This window comes from Pedobacter gandavensis, from assembly GCF_032678745.1.
In the GTDB taxonomy this organism is placed as follows: Bacteria; Bacteroidota; Bacteroidia; order Sphingobacteriales; family Sphingobacteriaceae; genus Pedobacter; species Pedobacter gandavensis_C.
In genome coordinates this window covers 129,980-149,876 of the sequence record NZ_JAVTST010000011.1, presented here as the reverse complement: position 1 = coordinate 149,876, position 19,897 = coordinate 129,980, and the positions used below count along the sequence as shown (strand labels likewise).

At 39.3% G+C, this 19,897-nt stretch carries 15 protein-coding genes; 8 read left to right on the top strand and 7 right to left on the bottom strand.

What is annotated here, in order from left to right; translation table 11 throughout:
* Positions 1-63: 63 nt before the first annotated feature.
* On the top strand, positions 64-2,343 hold the full coding sequence (locus R2S10_RS23895; RefSeq protein WP_316842915.1) for a TonB-dependent receptor: 2,280 nt from the start codon (positions 64-66) through the stop codon (positions 2,341-2,343).
* Between the two features lie 23 nt (positions 2,344-2,366).
* Entirely contained in the window at positions 2,367-3,509 is a 1,143-nt protein-coding gene (locus tag R2S10_RS23890) for a putative sensor domain DACNV-containing protein (protein ID WP_316842914.1), read from the top strand.
* A 78-nt stretch (positions 3,510-3,587) separates the two neighbouring features.
* Here the strand turns inward: R2S10_RS23890 and R2S10_RS23885 are convergent, their stop codons facing one another.
* Positions 3,588-3,746, bottom strand: coding sequence for a hypothetical protein (locus R2S10_RS23885; protein WP_222537432.1), 159 nt, complete (start codon positions 3,744-3,746; stop codon positions 3,588-3,590).
* A 314-nt stretch (positions 3,747-4,060) separates the two neighbouring features.
* On the opposite strand from R2S10_RS23885, the gene R2S10_RS23880 reads away from it, so the two are divergent.
* Positions 4,061-4,417 carry a PadR family transcriptional regulator gene (locus R2S10_RS23880; RefSeq protein ID WP_316842913.1) on the top strand — a complete coding sequence of 119 codons (357 nt, stop codon included), beginning with the start codon at positions 4,061-4,063 and terminating at the stop codon, positions 4,415-4,417.
* Positions 4,418-4,423: 6 nt separating this feature from the next.
* Entirely contained in the window at positions 4,424-5,977 is a 1,554-nt protein-coding gene (locus R2S10_RS23875) for a PspC domain-containing protein (protein WP_316842912.1), read from the top strand.
* Positions 5,978-5,982: 5 nt separating this feature from the next.
* Here R2S10_RS23875 and R2S10_RS23870 read toward each other — a convergent pair whose 3' ends face one another.
* A complete protein-coding gene (locus R2S10_RS23870) occupies positions 5,983-8,700 on the bottom strand; it encodes a carboxypeptidase-like regulatory domain-containing protein (RefSeq protein ID WP_316842910.1) in 2,718 nt (905 codons plus the stop codon).
* Between the two features lie 536 nt (positions 8,701-9,236).
* Positions 9,237-9,869 carry an NAD(P)H-dependent oxidoreductase gene (locus R2S10_RS23865; RefSeq protein WP_316842909.1) on the bottom strand — a complete coding sequence of 211 codons (633 nt, stop codon included), beginning with the start codon at positions 9,867-9,869 and terminating at the stop codon, positions 9,237-9,239.
* A 310-nt stretch (positions 9,870-10,179) separates the two neighbouring features.
* Here R2S10_RS23865 and R2S10_RS23860 point away from each other — a divergent pair, with 310 nt between their 5' ends.
* Together R2S10_RS23860 and R2S10_RS23855 are read left to right on the top strand one after the other, a co-directional pair.
* Entirely contained in the window at positions 10,180-11,388 is a 1,209-nt protein-coding gene (locus R2S10_RS23860) for an OmpP1/FadL family transporter (protein ID WP_316842908.1), read from the top strand.
* A 23-nt stretch (positions 11,389-11,411) separates the two neighbouring features.
* The gene (locus R2S10_RS23855) at positions 11,412-12,692 is read left to right on the top strand and encodes an SGNH/GDSL hydrolase family protein (RefSeq protein WP_316842907.1); all 1,281 of its coding nucleotides are present in this window, start codon (positions 11,412-11,414) and stop codon (positions 12,690-12,692) included.
* Between the two features lie 74 nt (positions 12,693-12,766).
* On the opposite strand, the gene R2S10_RS23850 is transcribed toward R2S10_RS23855, so the two are convergent.
* Together R2S10_RS23850 and msrA are read right to left on the bottom strand one after the other, a co-directional pair.
* The gene (locus R2S10_RS23850) at positions 12,767-13,222 is read right to left on the bottom strand and encodes a copper resistance protein NlpE (protein ID WP_316842906.1); all 456 of its coding nucleotides are present in this window, start codon (positions 13,220-13,222) and stop codon (positions 12,767-12,769) included.
* Positions 13,223-13,363: 141 nt separating this feature from the next.
* Complete coding sequence (msrA, locus tag R2S10_RS23845; protein ID WP_316842905.1) at positions 13,364-13,966, bottom strand: peptide-methionine (S)-S-oxide reductase MsrA; 603 nt, start codon at positions 13,964-13,966, stop codon at positions 13,364-13,366.
* 245 nt (positions 13,967-14,211) lie between these two features.
* Here msrA and R2S10_RS23840 point away from each other — a divergent pair, with 245 nt between their 5' ends.
* On the top strand, positions 14,212-15,174 hold the full coding sequence (locus R2S10_RS23840) for an isopenicillin N synthase family dioxygenase (RefSeq protein ID WP_316842904.1): 963 nt from the start codon (positions 14,212-14,214) through the stop codon (positions 15,172-15,174).
* A 78-nt stretch (positions 15,175-15,252) separates the two neighbouring features.
* Here the strand turns inward: R2S10_RS23840 and R2S10_RS23835 are convergent, their stop codons facing one another.
* Positions 15,253-15,825: a DUF1579 domain-containing protein gene (locus tag R2S10_RS23835; protein WP_316842903.1), complete on the bottom strand. Its 573-nt coding sequence runs from the start codon at positions 15,823-15,825 to the stop codon at positions 15,253-15,255.
* A 48-nt stretch (positions 15,826-15,873) separates the two neighbouring features.
* Positions 15,874-17,706, bottom strand: a complete 1,833-nt coding sequence (locus tag R2S10_RS23830; protein WP_316842902.1) for a serine hydrolase domain-containing protein — start codon at positions 17,704-17,706, stop codon at positions 15,874-15,876.
* A 307-nt stretch (positions 17,707-18,013) separates the two neighbouring features.
* On the opposite strand from R2S10_RS23830, the gene mutL reads away from it, so the two are divergent.
* On the top strand, positions 18,014-19,894 hold the full coding sequence (gene mutL / locus R2S10_RS23825; protein ID WP_316842901.1) for a DNA mismatch repair endonuclease MutL: 1,881 nt from the start codon (positions 18,014-18,016) through the stop codon (positions 19,892-19,894).
* Positions 19,895-19,897 lie beyond the last annotated feature (3 nt).

The following is a 19,897-nucleotide window of genomic DNA, read 5'->3' as shown; positions in this document are numbered from 1 at the left end:
GTAAGTCTAACTTTTATAGTTTTGTAATGTTTTGTTAATCTAACTTTTATTTAATCCTAAACCATGAAACCATTTTTTAGCCTTTCCTTTATCTTTACCTTGTTGTTTCTTAATGTTTTATCTGCAGCTGCACAAACAGGTACGATCCGTGGAAGGGTGATTTCAGAAGGGAGCCCGGTTCCCTTAGTCAATATTAGTCTTGGCCAGTCAGCTTTAGTAGCCAGCACCGATAGCGCGGGTTTTTATGAACTGTCGGCAGTTGCCGCTGGAAATCATAAGGTTCAGGCTTCTGCCGTTGGCTTTAAGAAAATGATAAAAAGCGTTGTTCTGAAATCAGGTGAAACGCTGCGGTTGGATTTTGACCTCAGTAATTTCCAGAACGACCTGAATGAGGTGGTGGTTACAGGAACATTGAAAGAGGTGAACCGATTGGAAAGTCCGGTGCCGGTAGAGGTGTATACACCTGCTTTTTTTAGGAAAAATCCAACGCCCAGTATTTTTGATGCCCTGCAAAATGTAAATGGTGTAAGGCCACAATTGAACTGCAATATTTGTAACACAGGAGATATTCATATCAATGGATTAGAAGGTCCTTATACGATGATTTTGATCGATGGAATGCCCATTGTAAGTAGTTTGTCCACAGTTTATGGCTTATCTGGTATCCCGAATTCTTTGGTCGAGCAAATTGAGATTGTGAAGGGACCGGCTTCTTCTTTATATGGTAGTGAGGCTGTAGGTGGACTGATCAATATCATCACCAAAAAACCTCAGAATGCGCCACTATTTTCTGCGGATATTTTTGGGACTACCTATGAAGAATTTAATGTAGATCTGGGATTGAAAACGAAGGTCGGTACTGCTACTGCACTCACTGGAGTAAATTATTATAAATTCGGGAATGTGGTAGACCATAACCACGATAACTTTACCGATGTAACCTTGCAGGACAGGATCTCTGTGTTCCAGAAATGGAATTTTCAACGCAAGGAAAACAGATTGTTTACCCTGGCAGGGCGCTATTTGTACGAAGACCGTTGGGGTGGAGAGACGAATTGGAATAAATCTTATCGCGGTGGCGATGTGGTGTATGGGGAAAGTATTTATACGAAAAGATGGGAGCTGATCGGGAATTATCAGTTGCCCGTAAAAGAGAAACTGTTTTTCGCCTTTTCGGTGAATAACCATGACCAGGACAGTCGTTACGGAGATAAATCTTATATCGCTACGCAAAAGGTGGGTTTTGGTCAGTTGACCTGGGATAAAAAGATTAAAGCACATGATTTGCTAGTAGGAACAGCCTTGCGCTATACCTATTATGATGACAATACGCCGGCTACAGAATTGAACAATCCGGCAAAAAACATTTTCCTACCAGGTATCTTTGTACAGGATGAAATCAGTTTGGGTCCAAAACATACGGTACTCGCGGGTTTTCGATACGATTATAACTCTTTACATGGTCATATCCTGACGCCAAGGGTAGCCTATAAATGGAAATTGAACGATCTGAATATCCTGCGCTTAAATGCAGGAACTGGCTTTAGGGTAGTGAATATTTTCACAGAAGACCATGCTGCATTAACTGGTGCCAGAGATGTGGTGATTGCCGCAAAACTGAAACCTGAAAAAACTTATAATGTGAACTTGAATTACCTCCGTAAAATGTATGCCAGCGATGGAACTTATTTTGGTATCGAAACCTCTGCATTTTATACTTATTTCAATAACCGTATTATTGGTGATTTTGATACGGATCCAAACAAGATTATCTATAATAATCTGGACGGTTATGCGGTGAGTAAGGGCTTTACTGCAAACTTTGACATGGCTTTGAATAATGGACTAAAAGTGGTATTGGGAGGAACTTATCAGGATGTTGCCACTTACGAAAATGGAATCAAGAAGCAACAAATCCTTACGGAAAAGTTCTCAGGTAACTGGGCAGTTTCTTATAAAATCAGAAGCCTGGATCTGGGGATTGATTATACGGGTAATATTTACACTCCGATGCGTTTGCCATTGGTGAGTCCTTTAGATCCAAGAGCAGAATTTTCTCCGGTATGGAGTATTCAGAATATTCAGTTTACCTACAGTGGATTTGAGCGCTTTGAACTCTATGGCGGTATAAAAAACCTGCTAAACTGGACGCCTAACCGCGGGAATCCTTTTATCATTGCCGGAGCTAATGACCCCTTTGATAAAAAGGTGGTTTATGATGACCATGGTAAGGTGCAACCTACCGAAAGTAATCCTTATGGGCTAACATTTGACCCGAATTATGTGTATGGACCCAATCAGAATATCAGGGGATTTTTTGGCATCAGGTATACCATAAAATAATAGGAATAGTTTAACTTTATGGCATGATCTACTACTCGACCTATCAGGCAGCAAGGGTGATTGCCCCAAAAGTTGAAGCTATTTTTGCAGCGCATCTTTCTGCTGCCAGAGAAAGTGGGGAGGATGATCTTGCACCGCTGCCAACCGCAAATGTGGTCGAGGCAATCATTGATGCCACTTTTTGGGCAAGTTTGCGCAAAGAGGAGGGACATTCGCCTAAGATTTCTCTGGCTTACCTTCCTCCACATCAGGCAGGAAATCCTCTGCTTTTTAAACACCGATTGCCATTAAGTGCAGGAATCCTGACTAAGATTGCACCTGGTGTAGAAAGAGCCGGAATCCATTTGGGTGTATGGATGGAGGATGATGAACTTTTTATCTGGGGAACAACAGTAAGTATTCCAAATTTCTGCTTTGTACTGGATGTTTCTGAGCCAGCACTGCTTGTTATCAAACACCGGAGAATCTATGGATTTGGGAAATTTACCAATATCGCTGTGCTAAAAGGAGATCAGGTGAAAATGGTAGAGGAGAACAATACGGATATGAGGGATTGTCCGCCGATGCTGCTTTCTTTGCTAGATCTGACAGCACCTTCTTATTGGAACGATTCGGTCAATGTGATGATTCAGCTTGCGGTTTCCATGAGAAGTCATGGGAGAGGAGGAACCTTGTTGATTGTACCTTCTGAAACTAATCACTGGTTGCAATCCATTATCAAGCCCATTCAATATTATGTGCAGCCAGCGTTCACCGGGCTTTCTAAATTGTTGCAACAAGACCGTAAAGAAGCGAGTCAGATTTTCTGGCAAACTGCATTAAAACGTGAGGTGGAACATTTAGCAGGCTTAACCGCAGTAGATGGTGCTACAGTGATCAGCAGCGACTATGAGCTTTTGGCTTTTGGCGCGAAAATCGGTCGCGCAAAGGGGAAGGATAATATTGATGAGATCTCTTTTTCTGAACCGATTAAAGGAGGAGATGCAACTGTGGTTCATCCAACAAAAGTTGGTGGGACAAGGCATCTTTCAGCAGCGCAATTTGTACATGATCAAAGGGATGCTACTGCATTGGTGGCTTCGCAAGACGGCCATTTTACCATCTACAGCTGGTCGACTACACAGTCAAGGGTTCAGGCCCATAGAATCGATACGTTGTTGTTGTAAATAACCTGTTTATTTTGCATAAAAAAGCGTACAATAAGTACGCTTCAAAAATTAATTAACATTTGATTCTTCCGGTGTTCAAGAAAATACAATCGCTCCAATTATCGTTGCCAGGAGCAAGAAGATCAGCACTATCCGATCTGCATTAATCCACTCTCTCTGTGTCAATGCTTTTTCAGTCTTTTCTTTCTTTTGCCTCGCAAAAACATGAAATATGGAAAAGGATTTACTTAACATAGGTAGATGTTTTTAGTAGATGTACCTGATCTAATGCAAAGTGCGAGCCAAAATCAATAATAAATATTAAAATGTTAACAACTTCCGTTTTTCGTTGCTTTTTACTGTTGTTTATTGGGTTTTTGTGGTCATTATCAGCTTTTTGTCTTGTGCTAGTTATCCACACTGTCCTTTTTCTTAGGCTTTCCGTATAAAACTATTTCTATTTCATTGCTAAAATAATTATGCTGATTTTCAGTAAGTTACGAATAGTTTTTGTTTTTATATAGTACTATGTATTGCATATTACTATATAAAACACATAACTTTGAATTATGATAGCAGAAAATACGCAAACGCAAATGCGAAAGGGCATACTGGAATACTGTGTGCTACTGATCATATCCAGAGGTGAGATCTATGCTTCCGATATTATCGCAGAATTAAAATCAGCCAAGTTGCTGGTGGTAGAAGGAACCTTGTATCCTTTGCTTACCCGACTGAAGAACAATGGTTTGTTGAGTTATAACTGGGTTGAGTCGACCTCCGGCCCCCCCAGGAAATACTATTTGTTAACGGCAGAAGGAACCGCCATCCTAGGTCAGTTGGACCATACCTGGCAGGAGCTTTCCTATGCCATTAATACCTCTAAAAAAGGAACAGATCTGGAACCTGAAACCCAAATAAACTAACCAATCATGAAGAAGACATTAAATATAAATATTGGCAACTCCATCATCCACCTGGAGGAAGATGCTTATGAGATGCTCACCGTTTACCTGAATGAGGTAAAACATCATTTTGCAAAGAATGCAGATGATTTTGAAATTGTAACTGACATTGAGAACAGGATTGCAGAAATGTTTGGAGAGATCCTTACCGGACAGCAAAAGCAAGTGATCGATATTCAGGATGTGCAAGCTGTAATTGCTCAGATGGGTTCTGTGAAGGATTTTGAGAGCTCTGAAGAGGAAGAAGAATTGTCCGGGAATTATCAGGCGATGCCAGCACATGATGGGATTAAAAAGTTGTATCGTGATACCGATCAGGCAATGATAGCCGGTGTCTGCGTTGGACTTGGACATTACCTGAATATTGAAGCGCGCTGGTTGAGGTTGGCGGCATTGATTTCTATTTTTATCGGAGGCTCCGGAATTTTGATCTATCTGATTATGTGGATTGTGATTCCAAGAGCAGAAAGTAAATCTGAGAAGATGGCCATGAGAGGGGAAGCCGCTAATTTGAGAGGCTTTATGAACAGTCACCAGAATCCATTGTTGAAGCAATCTCGTGGTTTTCTAGCGGAATTTTTTGAATTCCTGGGGAACTTTATTAACGGTACAGGAAAGGTAGTACTTAAAGTAGTGGCTACAGGAGTGGTGATCTTTGGCTCTTTTTTACTCCTGATGCTGATCGTTAGTTTGGCCGGCGTATTCGGAATGTGGGATGCAGATGTGTACAATAATTTTCCATTCAGTGTCATCAATGAATCCTATTTCAGTACCATGGTATTCGCAGTATTTATTGTACTATTGATTCCAATCCTGGCATTGGTGTTGTTTTCTATTCGTGTTGCTTTCAATGGTAAACCTATTAACAAAACACTTTCGTATGGATTGCTGATGATTTGGCTGGTAGGGGTAGCAGTGAGTGTATTCTACATAGCAAAGGTAAGTGCTGAGTTTAAGGAAAGTGCTGAATTTGCACAGGTGACAGAGTTGGTGCCTCATAAAACGATCGTTTTAGCGATTGATAAAACCCGGTTCTTCACGAAGGAAGATAGTTTAAACTACAAGATTGATCCGGTAAATTATAAAGGACGCCGCATCCTGAGTGATGGACAAGGCCCTTTTGATCAGCCAAGAAATATGTACCTGAGACTGGAGAAAAGTGAAAATGGAAAGATGGTGCTTTCAGAAAATTATAGTGCGAATGGCAGGACTTTTGAAACGGCATTGAAAAATGCACAGAATATTCATTATGATTTTCAACAGGTAGATTCTGTACTGAATTTTAGCTCTGCTTTGCAATTGGTGAAAAAGGCTAACTATCGTGGTCAGGAAGTAGGTTTGACCTTAACTGTGCCAGTGGGTACCCATTTAAAGATCAACCGTGATTTCAATAGATATTTAAATGGATACAATTTCTGGGAATGTTATGAGAATGACGATCAGGAGTTTTCTGAATGGCTCATGACTGATACCGGTTTAAAGTGTCTGAATGAGCATAAAGATACCCATCCAGACCATTAACCTTTTTATTTTACTGTGTAGCGGTAGACAAAGCGGCTTAAATTACCGAATTTGTCTACCCCTTCAATTACTGCTTTATATGTTCCTCTGCCATCGGCATTCCAATATTCTAAAACTAAAGGTGCAGTCCCACTGGTATTCACTTTAGGATTCCAGTAAATAGTACTTCTTAAATCATTAAAATTATAGGTGTTAGCAGGATTGATATATTTAGGCATATAAAATTCACGCTGTTTGCTGAAGCCTTTCGGATTAAATTTAAGCATGTTTTCTTTTGGAAGGATTTTCTTTAAATCCGCAAGACTCATCGTATTTTTTACTACTTTCTTTGTATTGACTACCAGTACACCATTGGTATTATACATTCTGTTGATGGTACCTAAATCATCTTTTGTAAATACTTCTACAGATTCTACATCCTTTGGATTTACCCCCAATAAAGCCATGTAATCAAGCGCCATTCCATTGATAAATATTTGTACAGGAACTCTGCTGCCCGATTGATAATCGCGTGTTACATAGAAGTTGTTTTCGAAATAGGTTAAGCCCATAGCCATAGTTTGCAGACACAAGGCCAGTGAATTACAGTCTTTTAAACGATCTCCTTCAATTACAGTGGCATTGATAGAGCTTAATCCTGAAAGACTGGAATGATCCGAATGACTTGGTCTTTTCACTTTAGCGCCTTCAATTTTCACCTCTTTTAGGGTACGCAAAAAGTTGTATTGTTTTTTGCTATTGTTAAGGTAAGCAGATAAAGTACTGTCAATATTGTCTGCTGACCCAATATGACTGATGTTTTTACCAACTTCCGGCAATGGCGAACCATCCAGTAAAATCATTAGATTTGAACCATTGGTGCTATATTTTGCATTGATCAAAACTTCTGAAGAATCCGGAATTACCAGGTTGCCAAAAGCAAAAATACCTGAGGGGCTGGTAATGGCCTCAGCTGATATACTAGTTCCTGGAACGGTTAATCGTAAGGCACCTTTTCTCACAGGCATTCCTGTACGGTCTCTTAAAGTCCCGGTAATACGCATATCCTGCTCTGGTAAATAAGTAATTGGAGCAACTTTGCCAGTTAAAAGGTCTTTCATAGCAAAACGGCGGAAGCCCTGAGTTAATAGGAGAAGGTCCAGATCTGCCTGTTTTTTCTCATCTGGTTTAGTGAAATAGTAATTGGGTTTCTCCACATATCCACGTAGGTCGGAGGTCAATAATAATGAACTTAAAATCGTAGTTTCTGTATCCTCATCCACCGGAACTTTGGTCTCATCGGTAACGGATATCGAATAACTACCTTCCAAAGGCTGTGTCGCATTTTTAGGAATGACACTTAGTTTTACTTTTTGTCTAGGCTTATAAGTAGGTAAATCTGTTTTAAGAGATAGGTTTTCTTGTGTTGGATAATTGAAGGCCAGACGCTCATTAAGAGGCTCTCCAGTCTCAGCAATCAGGGTCACCTGTACAATTCCACTCGGAAATTTATCCTTAGGGATTTTTGCAGAATTGACTTGTGTGGCTAGTTTCGTTTTTGCTGCATAATAAATGATACCGCCCTGGGTAGCTACAATAAAGTATGTTTTGCCTTTGTTTTGCTCAAAATAAGCATCGTTGGCAAGGATTTTTAAGTTGAAATTAACCGGATCAGTATTGGTGATCTGAGTAACAATTCCAGCTGGACTCGCCTTTGGCAATTCAAAACTTTTGGTGCTGCCATCTTTGAATGTAACATTGGCTTTATAGGTTTTACCTGCTTCTGTATTCAGGTAAAAAGAGCCCATTCCTAAATTGTTGGAATTGAAATTGGTTAATGTATTACCGGTATTGTCTGTAATCGTTCCCGTTAAAGCTGCACCAAGCCCTTTAGCATTCAGTGCTTTGAAGCTGATCCTTATTGCAAGCCCATTGACAAGTTCTCCTCCTTCTGGGAAAAATTGCAGGTCATTATCTGATTTAACAGGCCTTAAGCTAAAATTAGAAGTTAGCACTTCCTTATCTGTAAGGCTCAATTCTGTGATGAGCTCCCCATTGGTGATGATCTCGTTTTTACGGGGCTCTATTTTAATTTTCAAAATTCCATTCTGATCAGTAGTCCCTTTTCCCTTACTCACCGTTTCATAATTAGAAATGACTTTCCAGTTCACCAGTTTCCCTGCTTGAACTACTTTATCTGCATTCTTAAACTGAACAATGGCATTTATAGTCTGGTTTTTATCGGTTTGGATATTGGTATAGTTAAAATGTGTAATCAGTTGCTTTTCTATTGCCTCCCCAATTGGAATGGTTTTCCTAAAAAAGAATTGGTCACCGAAGTTCATCATCCATACAGTATAGGCTTTGATGTAATAATTGCCTTGCTTATAGTTACCAGGTGTTAAAGGAATGTTTCCACTCGCCACGCTGTTAACAGTTGGTATTTTAATGGTTTCTACTAACGAATCCCGTTCATTGATTACATCTACATAAACAATCTTACTAAGTTGTGATGGAATGTTTTGCTCCATAGTCAGGTAAGCCTTAAACCAGATGGTATCCGCAACACTATAATAAGGTTTATCGAAATGTAGGTAGACCTTCTCTAAAGGGCGTTCGTCGGAAAGTTTTTTGGTTTTGCTAATGATGTTGTTTAAAACAACACTGTCCTGTTGTGCATTTGCAGAGAAGTGCAAAGTTGTGGATAGCAAAAGAAAGGCAATAACGAAGTTTATAAGTTTCATCAAAATAATTAAAATCGGTTAATATGGCTAATATATTCATTTATGAAGTGAATCGCCTTATGCTGAGTAATGTTTAACAAATTTTGACATTTAAGAAGACAGAAATGGAGGCAAGTTCTGAGAGACCATTGAAATTGTTACGGAAATTAAGTTGTGGATTGTGAATCTTATTAACCTATTGATTATTGATGACTTAACAAGTTGTTAGTAGGTTGTCCACATTATTCTGTGGATAACGATGGGAATTCAAGCAAATTAATGTGGAAAAGCTGAGGAAATGAACATATAGTACGAGAATGGTAGACTGAGGTTATAATATTTATGGCAATATGTGAATAGAATTGCATAGGATTGTGAGTTATTTAGGCCGTTAACTTGCTGATTTATTATTATTTGTCTAGTTCTTCACATTTAGTTGCTCACATAGGGTTGTGGGAAAACAGCAGGAATTGTGGATATAGCTGGATTTTGGGCAATAAAAAATGCCCCTGCGCATATTTTGTTATGCAGGGGCATTTTTAAGGCAGATGAAAGTTTTATTTCATTTCAATCAGGAACTCAGCCATTGGCGTACGTACCTTTTTAAGGTTTACTAACCAGTCGCCGTCTTCTGCTCTGTATCCAAGAGGTAACAAAGTTGTGCTACGCAGACCTTTTTCTCTTAATCCTAGCAATTCGTCTAGTTGTGCCGGGTCAAAACCTTCCATCGGAGTCGCATCAACTTTTAATAAAGCAGCTTCTGCCAAGGCAACGCCAAATCCAATGTAAGCCTGTTTTGCAGCATGATGGAAATTCTCTTCTGGTGTTTTTGCCGTATAAGTTGCAATTAATCTGTTCAAATAATCTGCGTTTGCATCTTCCGGTAAACCACGTTCTATGTTTCCCTGAACAAAGATGTTTCTGATGTTTTCTTCTGTATAGTTATCCCATGCAGCAAAAATCAATAGATGTGAAGAATCTGTAATTTGCTCCTGACCATAAGCTAATGCTTTGATTTTTTCTTTTAACTCAGCGTTGGTAACTACGATTACTTTGAATGGTTGCAAACCTGAAGAAGTAGGGGCCAAGTGTGCCGCCTTAACAATCTGATCAACTTTGTCTTGTGAAACTTTTTCACCATTCATTTTTTTGGTGGCATAACGCCAGTTTAATGCTTCAATTAAGCTCATGGGAATATTTTTTTATTATAAATGTTCTTTTTCTAAGCGATAGTTATATAGCAACTAAATAAATAACACTGTTAGCAAATGTAAGTATGTTACGGTTATCTGTATTCATTCTTTCTGACTTTTTACTTTTAGATGATACTCGTTTCTAGGGGGAAGGTCATTGACTTAATGATCAGAATTTTGCAATAACATTTGGATTGTTTTAGTTTATTCCCTAAACTCGTTAATTATTATGCAAGCATAGCTTCTGTCGCTAAAACTCTCTCCAGTTATTTTTGTTTAATAATTACCAATTTAATTCTAACCATATATGAAAAAGATTTTACTTAGTTGCTTGCTGGGCTTGCCTGTTCTTGGGTATTCCCAGTCTTTCCAGGTGAACCTGCAAGGGCAGAAACAAACCGCAATGGGCGGTGCGGGAACAGGACTTGCTTTAGATGAAGCTGCTGTGTTTTTTAATCCCGGTGCCGTATCCTTCCTAAAAAAGAATGGTGTTCAAGCCGGAATTAGTCCATTATACCTGAAAACAGCCTTTCGTGAAAATGGTTCCAATGTTACAGAGTATAATAAAGACAAGATTGCGACGCCAATTATGGGATATGCTGTTTTCGGATCTCCAGAAAATAGACTTCGATTTGGTCTCGGTATCTACACGCCTTTTGGCGGCGCGATGCACTGGAAAGAAGACTGGACGGGAAGGTATTCAGTGACTTCTCTTGATCTACAAGCCATTTATATTCAGCCGACTTTAAGTTTGAAAATCTCAGATCATATTGGTATTGGTGGTGGTTTGGTTTATTCACTAGGAAAAGTAGACCTAAGAAGGGCTTTACCTTATACGCTCAACGATGGGCGACAAGCCACCGCGAAACTTAAAGGAGATACTAAAGATTTTGGATGGAATGCTGGTATTTATGTGGAAACGGTTTCAGGCGTTTCTATTGGAGTGACGCATCGTTCACAAGTTACAGCTACTGTTAAGGATGGTGATGCGACATTTGATGTGCCCAATGCCCTTAAAGATCGCGTCCCTACTAAGTTTGGCGCAGAACTTCCTCTTCCTGCCACTACTACACTTGGCTTGGGTTTTCATCCTTCGGAAAAAACAACGCTCGCACTGGATGTAAACTGGGTACACTGGAGTAAATACAAAGAATTGGCTTTCGATTATAACAATAACTTTGTGTCCCCACCTTCTCCAAGAAATTACCATGATGCTGCAGCATTGCGTTTTGGAATTCAAAATCAAACGACAAATAGACTGGCTTTACGTGCTGGAATTGGTTATGCTTTTACTCCGGTAGGCAAAGGTTATGTAACACCAGAAGTGCCGGATGCGAATCGTCTTTTGTTAAGTGCAGGTGTTGGATTTAAAGCCACTGAGAAATTCCATATTGATTTTTCTTTCCTGTATGAAAACGTAGAGAAAAGAAATGAAACTAATATTGAAACTCAACTGAGTGGCGAGTTTAAAACATTGGCCTATATCCCAGGTATTTCTTTTTCTTATAAATGGTAATCACCCTCTTCAGCTAAAATATAATGGACTTAAAATATATCTATAAAAGTATAATCGCGGTCGCTATTCTTGGAATGGCTTCCTGTAAACCCGAATTGAGCAGCATCACTCCATCTAAAGGAACAGCTGATTTTTCCCGATACATCGCAGTGGGAAACTCCCTTACTTCCGGTTATGCAGACAATGGTCTGTATTTGGAAGGACAGAAAAACTCTTTCCCTGAAATGATCGCCGGTCAGATGAAAGCTGTTGGTGGCGGTGCTTTTTATACGCCTTTCTTTAAGGATTCTGAGGCTGATGGTTCAGGTTATAAGATCTTGACAGGATTTACAGCAACCGGCCAGCCGGTTATTGGTGATCAGAAGGCGCATACGGCCATTCGTACTACAAGTCCTGTTACGCTTTTTACGAAATATGTTGGAGAAATTAATAATTTTGGGGTTCCTGGAATTAAGCTGGCACACATTAATATCCCCCAGTACGGTAATTTGAACAATTATTTCGAACGTATGTTGCCAACTGATTTTCCTAATAACAGCACTACTTACCTTAACTTTGTGACGGCTAAGCCATTTACATTTTTTAGTATGTGGCTAGGTAATAATGATATCCTGGGTTATGCCACTACTGGTGGCGCAGATCCTAATGATCAGCCAACACCTCAAAATGCTTTTGCCAGTTTGTATTCAGCAACAGCAGAAGTAATGACTAAAAATAACGCGAAAGGTGTGGTAGCAACTGTTCCTGATATTTTAGCAACACCTTACTTTAATACGGTTACTTTGGCCTCTCTATTAGCTGCAGTACGTGTTAATGCGCCAACAATAAATGCACTTTATATCAAAACAGGTAAGAATATAACCAGAGCCGCAACGGCAAAAGACTATTTTGTACTAACCTTAGCATCGGCCAATATAATTGGTACAGGTGCTATTCCTTATGGATTATTCCCTAGCAACCCTATTGAGAGTAAATGGGTATTGGACCAAGACGAAGCAACCGTGGTTTCTGATCATGTAACGGCCTACAACAACACGATTAGATCGGTAGCAGCAAGTAAAGGATTAGCTATAGTAGATGCTTTCGCTTTGTTAAAGGAGTATGGCGCAGGAAAGGTAGTGAATGGTGTGCCAGTGAGTTCGGCCTATATCACCGGAAATCTTTTTTCTTTAGATGGGATTCACTTAACGCCAATGGGCTATGCGATGATTGGCAATGAATTTATTAAGTCGATCAATGCAAAGTATGGTTCTTCTATTCCAATTGTCGATATAACGAGATATAGAGGCGTGAAATTCCCTTAATTATGGTTCTTTGATATAGAATGCCGCCAGATTGTTGAAATTATGGCGGCATTTTATATGCTGGTCGAATTTTATTATTGGATTTTCTTAAGCGTGTAATTATCGGCAAGAGAGCCAGTAATTTCTTTTCCATCCATATCCAATTGTTTTAATATGTTTTCTCCTACAAAAAAGGTATTTGAGCGATCTTTTAATCCGATTAACTCCACTTTTGACCCAGTATTGTCCCATTTAAAACTGCCACGATCTTCTGGAAAATGGGTGTCTTTACCCATATAATTGGTCTTCAATACATAGGTCATGTCCGGATTTAAAGTCAATTCGGTTTGAATGCCTTCGCAATCGGCACAAGGAGTGACGCCGGTATAGGTTCCAGCCCAATCTAAGGAATTCTGTGCATTGTGAGAATCGACAACAACAGTTTCTTCTGTTTTTTGTGTACTGTCAGTAGTGTTACTGGTTTTTTGATCACTGTTGCAAGCCATAAAAAACATGGAAATGCCGGCAAGTGTTAAGATTTTTGTTTTCATGGGTAAATCATTTTTTAGCGTGATATCTGTAGTGTATTGCCATTTAAACGATTTTCGAAGAGATATGTTTGATATAATATAGGTTTGATAGTTCGTTAGGAGATTTAATAAAAAGTGTTGTGTAATGGTTTCACACTTTATTTAATGTTGCTTCAGCTTTGCTTTGAAGACCTTTTCTAATTTTTCCAGTTTAGGTAGAATCACCAATCTGCAGTAAGGCTGATTACTGTTCTTATTGAAATAGTCTTGATGATAGCCTTCTGCCACATAAAATGCACTCGCTTTATCTATAGCAGTCACTACAGTTCTCCCGTAAGCGTTGCTACTATTGAGTTCCTTTTTATATTTTTCAGCAATTTGTTTTTGCTCCTCATTGTGGTAGAAAATTACTGAACGGTATTGAGTACCTACATCTGCACCTTGACGGTTTAATGTAGTTGGATCATGGCTTTTCCAAAATACTTCTAGCAACTCATCATATTTAATTTTCGCAGGATCATAGGTCACCTCGATTACTTCTGCATGGCCTGTTGTTCCAGTACATACGTCTTCATAACTGGGATTGGCAATGGATCCGCCTTCATAGCCTGATCTGACGGAATTAACCCCATCCAGACGTTGAAAAAGTGCTTCTGAACACCAGAAACAGCCCATTCCAAAAGTTGCTTTCTGTATTTTTTTTGACTGCGCATCGGCGCTGCCTGCGGATAAGAGGATTAAGATCATTATTGATAAATACTTCATAGTAGTAAGGACAAGTTGAAAACACTTTCAAAATATAATACGTAAGTGTAGCATTTATAGTTTTTTAAAGACCAGCTTATAAACCGATATTACAATTTACTGATAATTTAAAAGACGGGTTCTTGAAATGTGTATAACTTAATATATTTGTTTTCAGTGTTTTGATTTTCATTTGTGTTGGTATTTAACATTTATTAACAATACTTTCTTAAATTTGTAGTGTTAATACCTATAAAAATATCGATATGTCAACACCTTATATTCCTAGTTTAGACCTGGGCTCATACATCAATGGAGATGATGCGCAGCGTAAAAAATTCTCTGATGAATTAGGCAGAGCTTTTAACGATTCTGGTTTTGTAACCATCACTAATCATGGTGTAGATCAGGAATTGATTGATAAACTTTATGCCAACATTAAAGGTGTTTTTTCTCTTAGCCCTGAGCAAAAGAAAAAATATGAAAGAGCAGAACTTGCTGGTCAGCGTGGCTACACCAGTCCTGGTAAAGAAACTGCTAAAGGTGCTAAAACAGCAGACCTAAAAGAATTCTGGCAAATCGGTCAGGAAGTTACAGATGGCGATCCAATTAAATCGGAATACCCGGATAATGAAGTATTGGAAGAACTTCCTGAATTTAATGCAGTGACCCGTGAAATTTACCAGCGTCTAGAAAATAATGGTAAACATTTGTTGCGTGCAATTGCGACCTACCTTTCTTTGCCTATTGATTACTTCGATCAGCACGTACATAATGGTAATTCAATTTTAAGAGGAATTCATTATTTTCCTATTGAAAATCCTGATGCATTAGCTGATGATGCAGTACGTGCAGGCGCACATGAAGACATCAATCTGATTACTTTACTAATTGGTGCAAGTGCGGATGGGTTAGAAGTATTGACACGTAGTAACGAGTGGTTGCCAATTAAAGCTGGCCATACTGATATCGTAGTAAATGTTGGGGATATGTTGCAACGTTTAACGAACAATAAGTTGCGTTCTACTACACATAGAGTAGTGAACCCACCACGTGAATTGATGAAGACATCTCGTTTTTCAGTTCCTTTCTTTTTGCATCCACGTGCAAATATGGATTTGACAAGTTTGCCATCTACTGTTGATGAAGCACATCCTAAAGTTTATTCTGATATGACCGCAGGTGAATATCTAGATGAGCGTTTACGTGAAATCGGCTTAAAAATGTAAGCATTTTTATGGCACATTATAGAATATAAAAAAAGGGATCAATTGATCCCTTTTTTTATATTCTATAATGTTGGTTACTTATTTTCTTCGACTAAGCTTGATTTCCATCGTTTTCATTTCTTTTCCATCCGTGCTACAGTACATTTCCATCAATTGGTGGTCACTGTCAACATATTTGAATACTTCGCGAATGTCCATGTTCTTGCCTGTCATCGGATCAACGCATGTTCCTTTAAAGTTGATCGTCTTGCTGTCATTATCCCAAGTGCCCTCCAGGTTCATAATGCCTGTACCCATATTGTCTATCCAACTGGAAACGAATACTTTTTTTGAATTGTCATAGCCCAATAGGCTCATTCCTTCAAATGGCATCCCCATCATGTTTCCTTCGTGCATAGATTTTTGATAACGGCCTCCCATGATCATTGAATTTGTGCAACTGCTTTTACTTTTTGTAGGCGGAGCATTAGGCGCCATCCACATGGTGACTTCTCCATCCCACTTTCCATCGTCTTTTGCAATCATTTTGTGTACATCGCCAGGAGTCATATAGGCTTGCCATGCTTTCATCATGGCGTCATCCTGGGCATGAACGCGGCTGGTTATGACCAGCATCAGCAAGGCCATAACAGTTAATGTTAACTTTTTCATTTTATTAGAATTAAGTTTTGTACGTAATCTAATTTACGAAAAACTGAGCTAATTAACACCTTTTTCAATGGCTTTATAAATGGCGTCCTGAATTCTAGGTCTGATTTTTAAATTCCCTAGTTTCTCTGATACAGAGGGGTTTACTCTATTTGATAGAAATATATAGACGAGTCCTTTTGCAGAGTCCACCCAGACTGCAGTTCCCGTATAACCAGTATGACCATACGTGAGGGGAGAAGCCAGTTGTGATGGATATTTTTTTGTGGCATCTGGATCCCATCGGTCAAACCCTAATCCTCTTCTACTTACATCTGACTGTTTTTTTGTAAACATATCTACAGTTTCAGGCTGAAAGTATTGGTTGCCGCCATAGCTGCCTTTATTCAATAACATCTGGTAGATAATGGCTAGGTCATTTGCGCTGGAAAATAAACCGGCATGACCGGAAACGCCACCTGATAATGCGGCACCCTGATCGTGTACATAGCCTTCTAATAGTGTTTTTCTGAAATAGTTGTCTTGTTCTGTGGGTATGATTTGATCTTTTGTAAAGCGATTTCTAGGTAGAAAGCCAGCGGTTTGCATCCCTAAAGGTTTGTAGAAATTCTCCCAAACATAAGTGTCCAGCGGCACACCACTCAGGCGCTCACAGATTTCTTTCATCACATACATGCTAATGTCACTGTAAACATATTTTCCTCGTGTTCTGATGGGGGAGTTCAACATTTTTGGCCACATTACATCCTTGAAAAATCCTTTTTTGATATAGTAGTTGTCAGCCACTTTTGTAGGATAAGCCGTACTAGAATCCCTACTGTAATCTCCGGGTTTTACAAAATCGTGAAAGGGGATGAATGGTATAAATCCTGCCTGGTGTAACATCACTTCGCGGACCCTGATCTGATTCATGGGGGATAACCTTGCTTTGGGAATGTATGCACCAATATTGGTATCGAGGTTTAGTTTATGTTCTTCAAATAAACGCATCACTGTTGGGGTTGTAGCGGTAGTTTTGGTGAGTGAAGCCAGGTCGAAAATGTCAGTTACGTTATCGGGTAAGCCGTTAATGTAGGTGTGGTTGCCATAAGCTTTGTTGAAGATTACTTTTCCATCTTTTGCTACCAGGACTACAATTCCTGGGGCAGCTTTTTCACGGATGGCTTCATTGGCAATGTTGTCAATTTCTTTGAGGTTATCGGAGTTGAGCCCTGCATCCTCAGGAAGTGTGTATTTTAGCCTGGTTTGGATAGTGGTGGCTCCCTTTCCAGTGGTGTATTTAGCAGAATAGTTTGTGTTGAGTTTTTTAGTAAATGGAATGCCTCCAAAAATCATCTGAGGAACAGTGATTGCTGCTGCTTCATTACTTTGATTGGCCCAAACAATAGGTGTTTCAAGCGCATCAAATGCTAGTAAGCTACCCGTTTCTCCAAATAAGGATAAAATGATCTTTTTGTTTTTTGCAAGGCTGTTGATGAAATTCATATTTCGAGGGTCATTTATTGCCGATACCGGTAATGTAATAATCACGAGGTTGAAATATTTAAGGTCATCTTCCAGATCATCCAATGTACTGGAAGCGAGATAGGCGTCAGAAGAGAAGCTGCTGACTTTTGTGTATTTATTTAAAAGGCTATCAAAGGTAGAATGGAAGTTAAACCCCAGGCTCACTGCAGCGATATTTTTTTGATCAAGTGCCGTTAATGGGAGGAGCTGTTTTTCATTATTGAGTAATACCGTATTGCTGATGGTGCTATTGAGTAGGTTTACTTTTTGCTGATTCTGCTGATGATTTTGTGCGCAAGCACTGAAGGTGAATAAGGCCATGAAACTGGTGGCTATGATTCCTGCAAGGTTGCTTTTTGTACTATATTTTTTCTCCATTTAGGTGTGTTTTTAAAATTGGAATGTCTGTTTTAAGACTACTGTATTTAAGTTTTTGCTGATTTATAAATAGCTGAATTGTTACGGCTATTTATAAATTTAATCCGCCTTCACTGGAAAGTATGGGTAACTCAGAAACAACAAGCTTTCAATAGCCGGGCCAATTGCTGTTATTTCTTGTTGATAAAGATAGAAAAAGGAACAAATAAAACTGGAAGAGGCATTAAAAGACAAATTATTAACAAACGAAAAATGAAGATTGAGGCTTATTTTCCCTAAATTAGCAACCTTTACCAGAGAGAAATAAATGTCAGATATAATACAACTTTTACCGGATAGTGTAGCCAATCAAATCGCGGCCGGAGAGGTGGTGCAACGCCCGGCTTCAGCCGTGAAAGAGCTTTTAGAGAACGCGATAGATGCAGGTGCAAACAAGATACAATTGATTTTAAAAGATGCGGGTAAGGCATTAATTCAGGTGATAGACAATGGTTGTGGAATGAGTGTGACAGATGCACGTATGTGTTTTGAGCGCCATGCCACGTCGAAAGTCAGAAAAGCAGAAGATTTATTTGCCATTCGTACCATGGGTTTCAGAGGAGAAGCCATGGCTTCTATTGCAGCAATTGCTCAGATAGAAATGAAGACCCGTAGACATGAAGATGAGCTGGGGACTATGGTTCAAATCGAAGGTTCTGAAGTCACCAATCAAGAGCCAGTGGCAACCTCAGTGGGTACTAGTATCTCTGTGAAAAATCTCTTTTATAATACGCCAGCAAGAAGAAATTTTTTGAAAAGTACCTCCGCAGAAATGCGTCATGTACTGGATGAATTCCAACGTATTTCTCTGTCGAACCCTGCTATTGCTTTCAGTTTACATCATGATGGGGTAGAAATTCACCGTTTACCTGCCTCAGGTATGAAACAAAGAATTGTTCACCTTTTTGGAAATAATTATAACCAACGACTGATTCCTGTAGAAGAGGAAACCAGTATTATTAATATAAAGGGCTTTATCGGAAAGCCAGAATTTGCCAAGAAAACAAGAGGGGAGCAATTCTTTTTTGTGAATAACAGGTACATTAAAGATGCTTATCTTAATCATGCAGTAAGTAAATCTTACGAAGATTTATTGCCTGATGATCATTTCCCGATGTATGTGTTGTTCATTGAAATTGATCCTGCAAAGATTGATGTGAATGTTCATCCTACAAAGACGGAGATCAAATATTTGGACGAGAAATCGATCTATGCCATCCTACATTCTGCAGTTAAACGTTCTATCGGTAGGTTTAATATCAGTCCAACTATAGATTTCGATCAGGAAACTGGATTTAGCGGGATGATTACCCATAAAGCTCCGGAAGAAATTGTGCCACCAAGCATTAGTTTCAATCCGAATTTCAATCCTTTTGCAGCGGATAAACCGAGCAAAGAATCGGCCCCTACATTTCCTAGGGCTGGTGGTGGTACTTCTAGAGATGCAAGTGCGGCGATTTTACCTAGCACTAAGGGCTGGGGTGCTTTATATGAAGTGGCCAATCACGCTGATACCGCACAACAAGCTGCAATTGAATTACCTGAAGTAGCTGTGCCCGATGACTCTTTGGAGCCTGTTCAGAAACAACTGATGCAACTTCATGGTCGATATATCATTTCTCAGATTAAGTCAGGATTGATGTTAATCGATCAGCAGGCAGCTCATGAACGAATTCTTTATGAACGATTTAGTAAACAGCTGGACGACCATAAAGGAGCTTCCCAACATAGTTTATTCCCTCAAACAGTTACTTTAAGTCCGAATGATTTTGAATTGGCCAAGAGTTTACTGGAAGAGATTAAAAGCCTTGGTTTTGAGGTGAGGGAATTTGGAAAAAACACACTGATCATTGAAGGGATTCCTGTAGATTTAGTCAATAACAATGGCAATGAAACGCGATTGTTTGAACAGCTGATCGAAGGATTTAAAAGTTCTCAACAAGAGCTTAAACTGAGTAGAAGAGATGCTCTGGCCAGAAGTATGGCAAAAAATAGCGCCATAAAAAGTGGTGCGGTTTTAGGGCAGCAAGAAATGAATACCCTGATTGAGCAACTTTTTGCCTGTCAGACGCCTAACTTTAGCATTAGTGGGAAGCCGGTAATTCAAACCATCGGGCTAACTGAACTTGATAAAAAATTTGATAAATAAGCT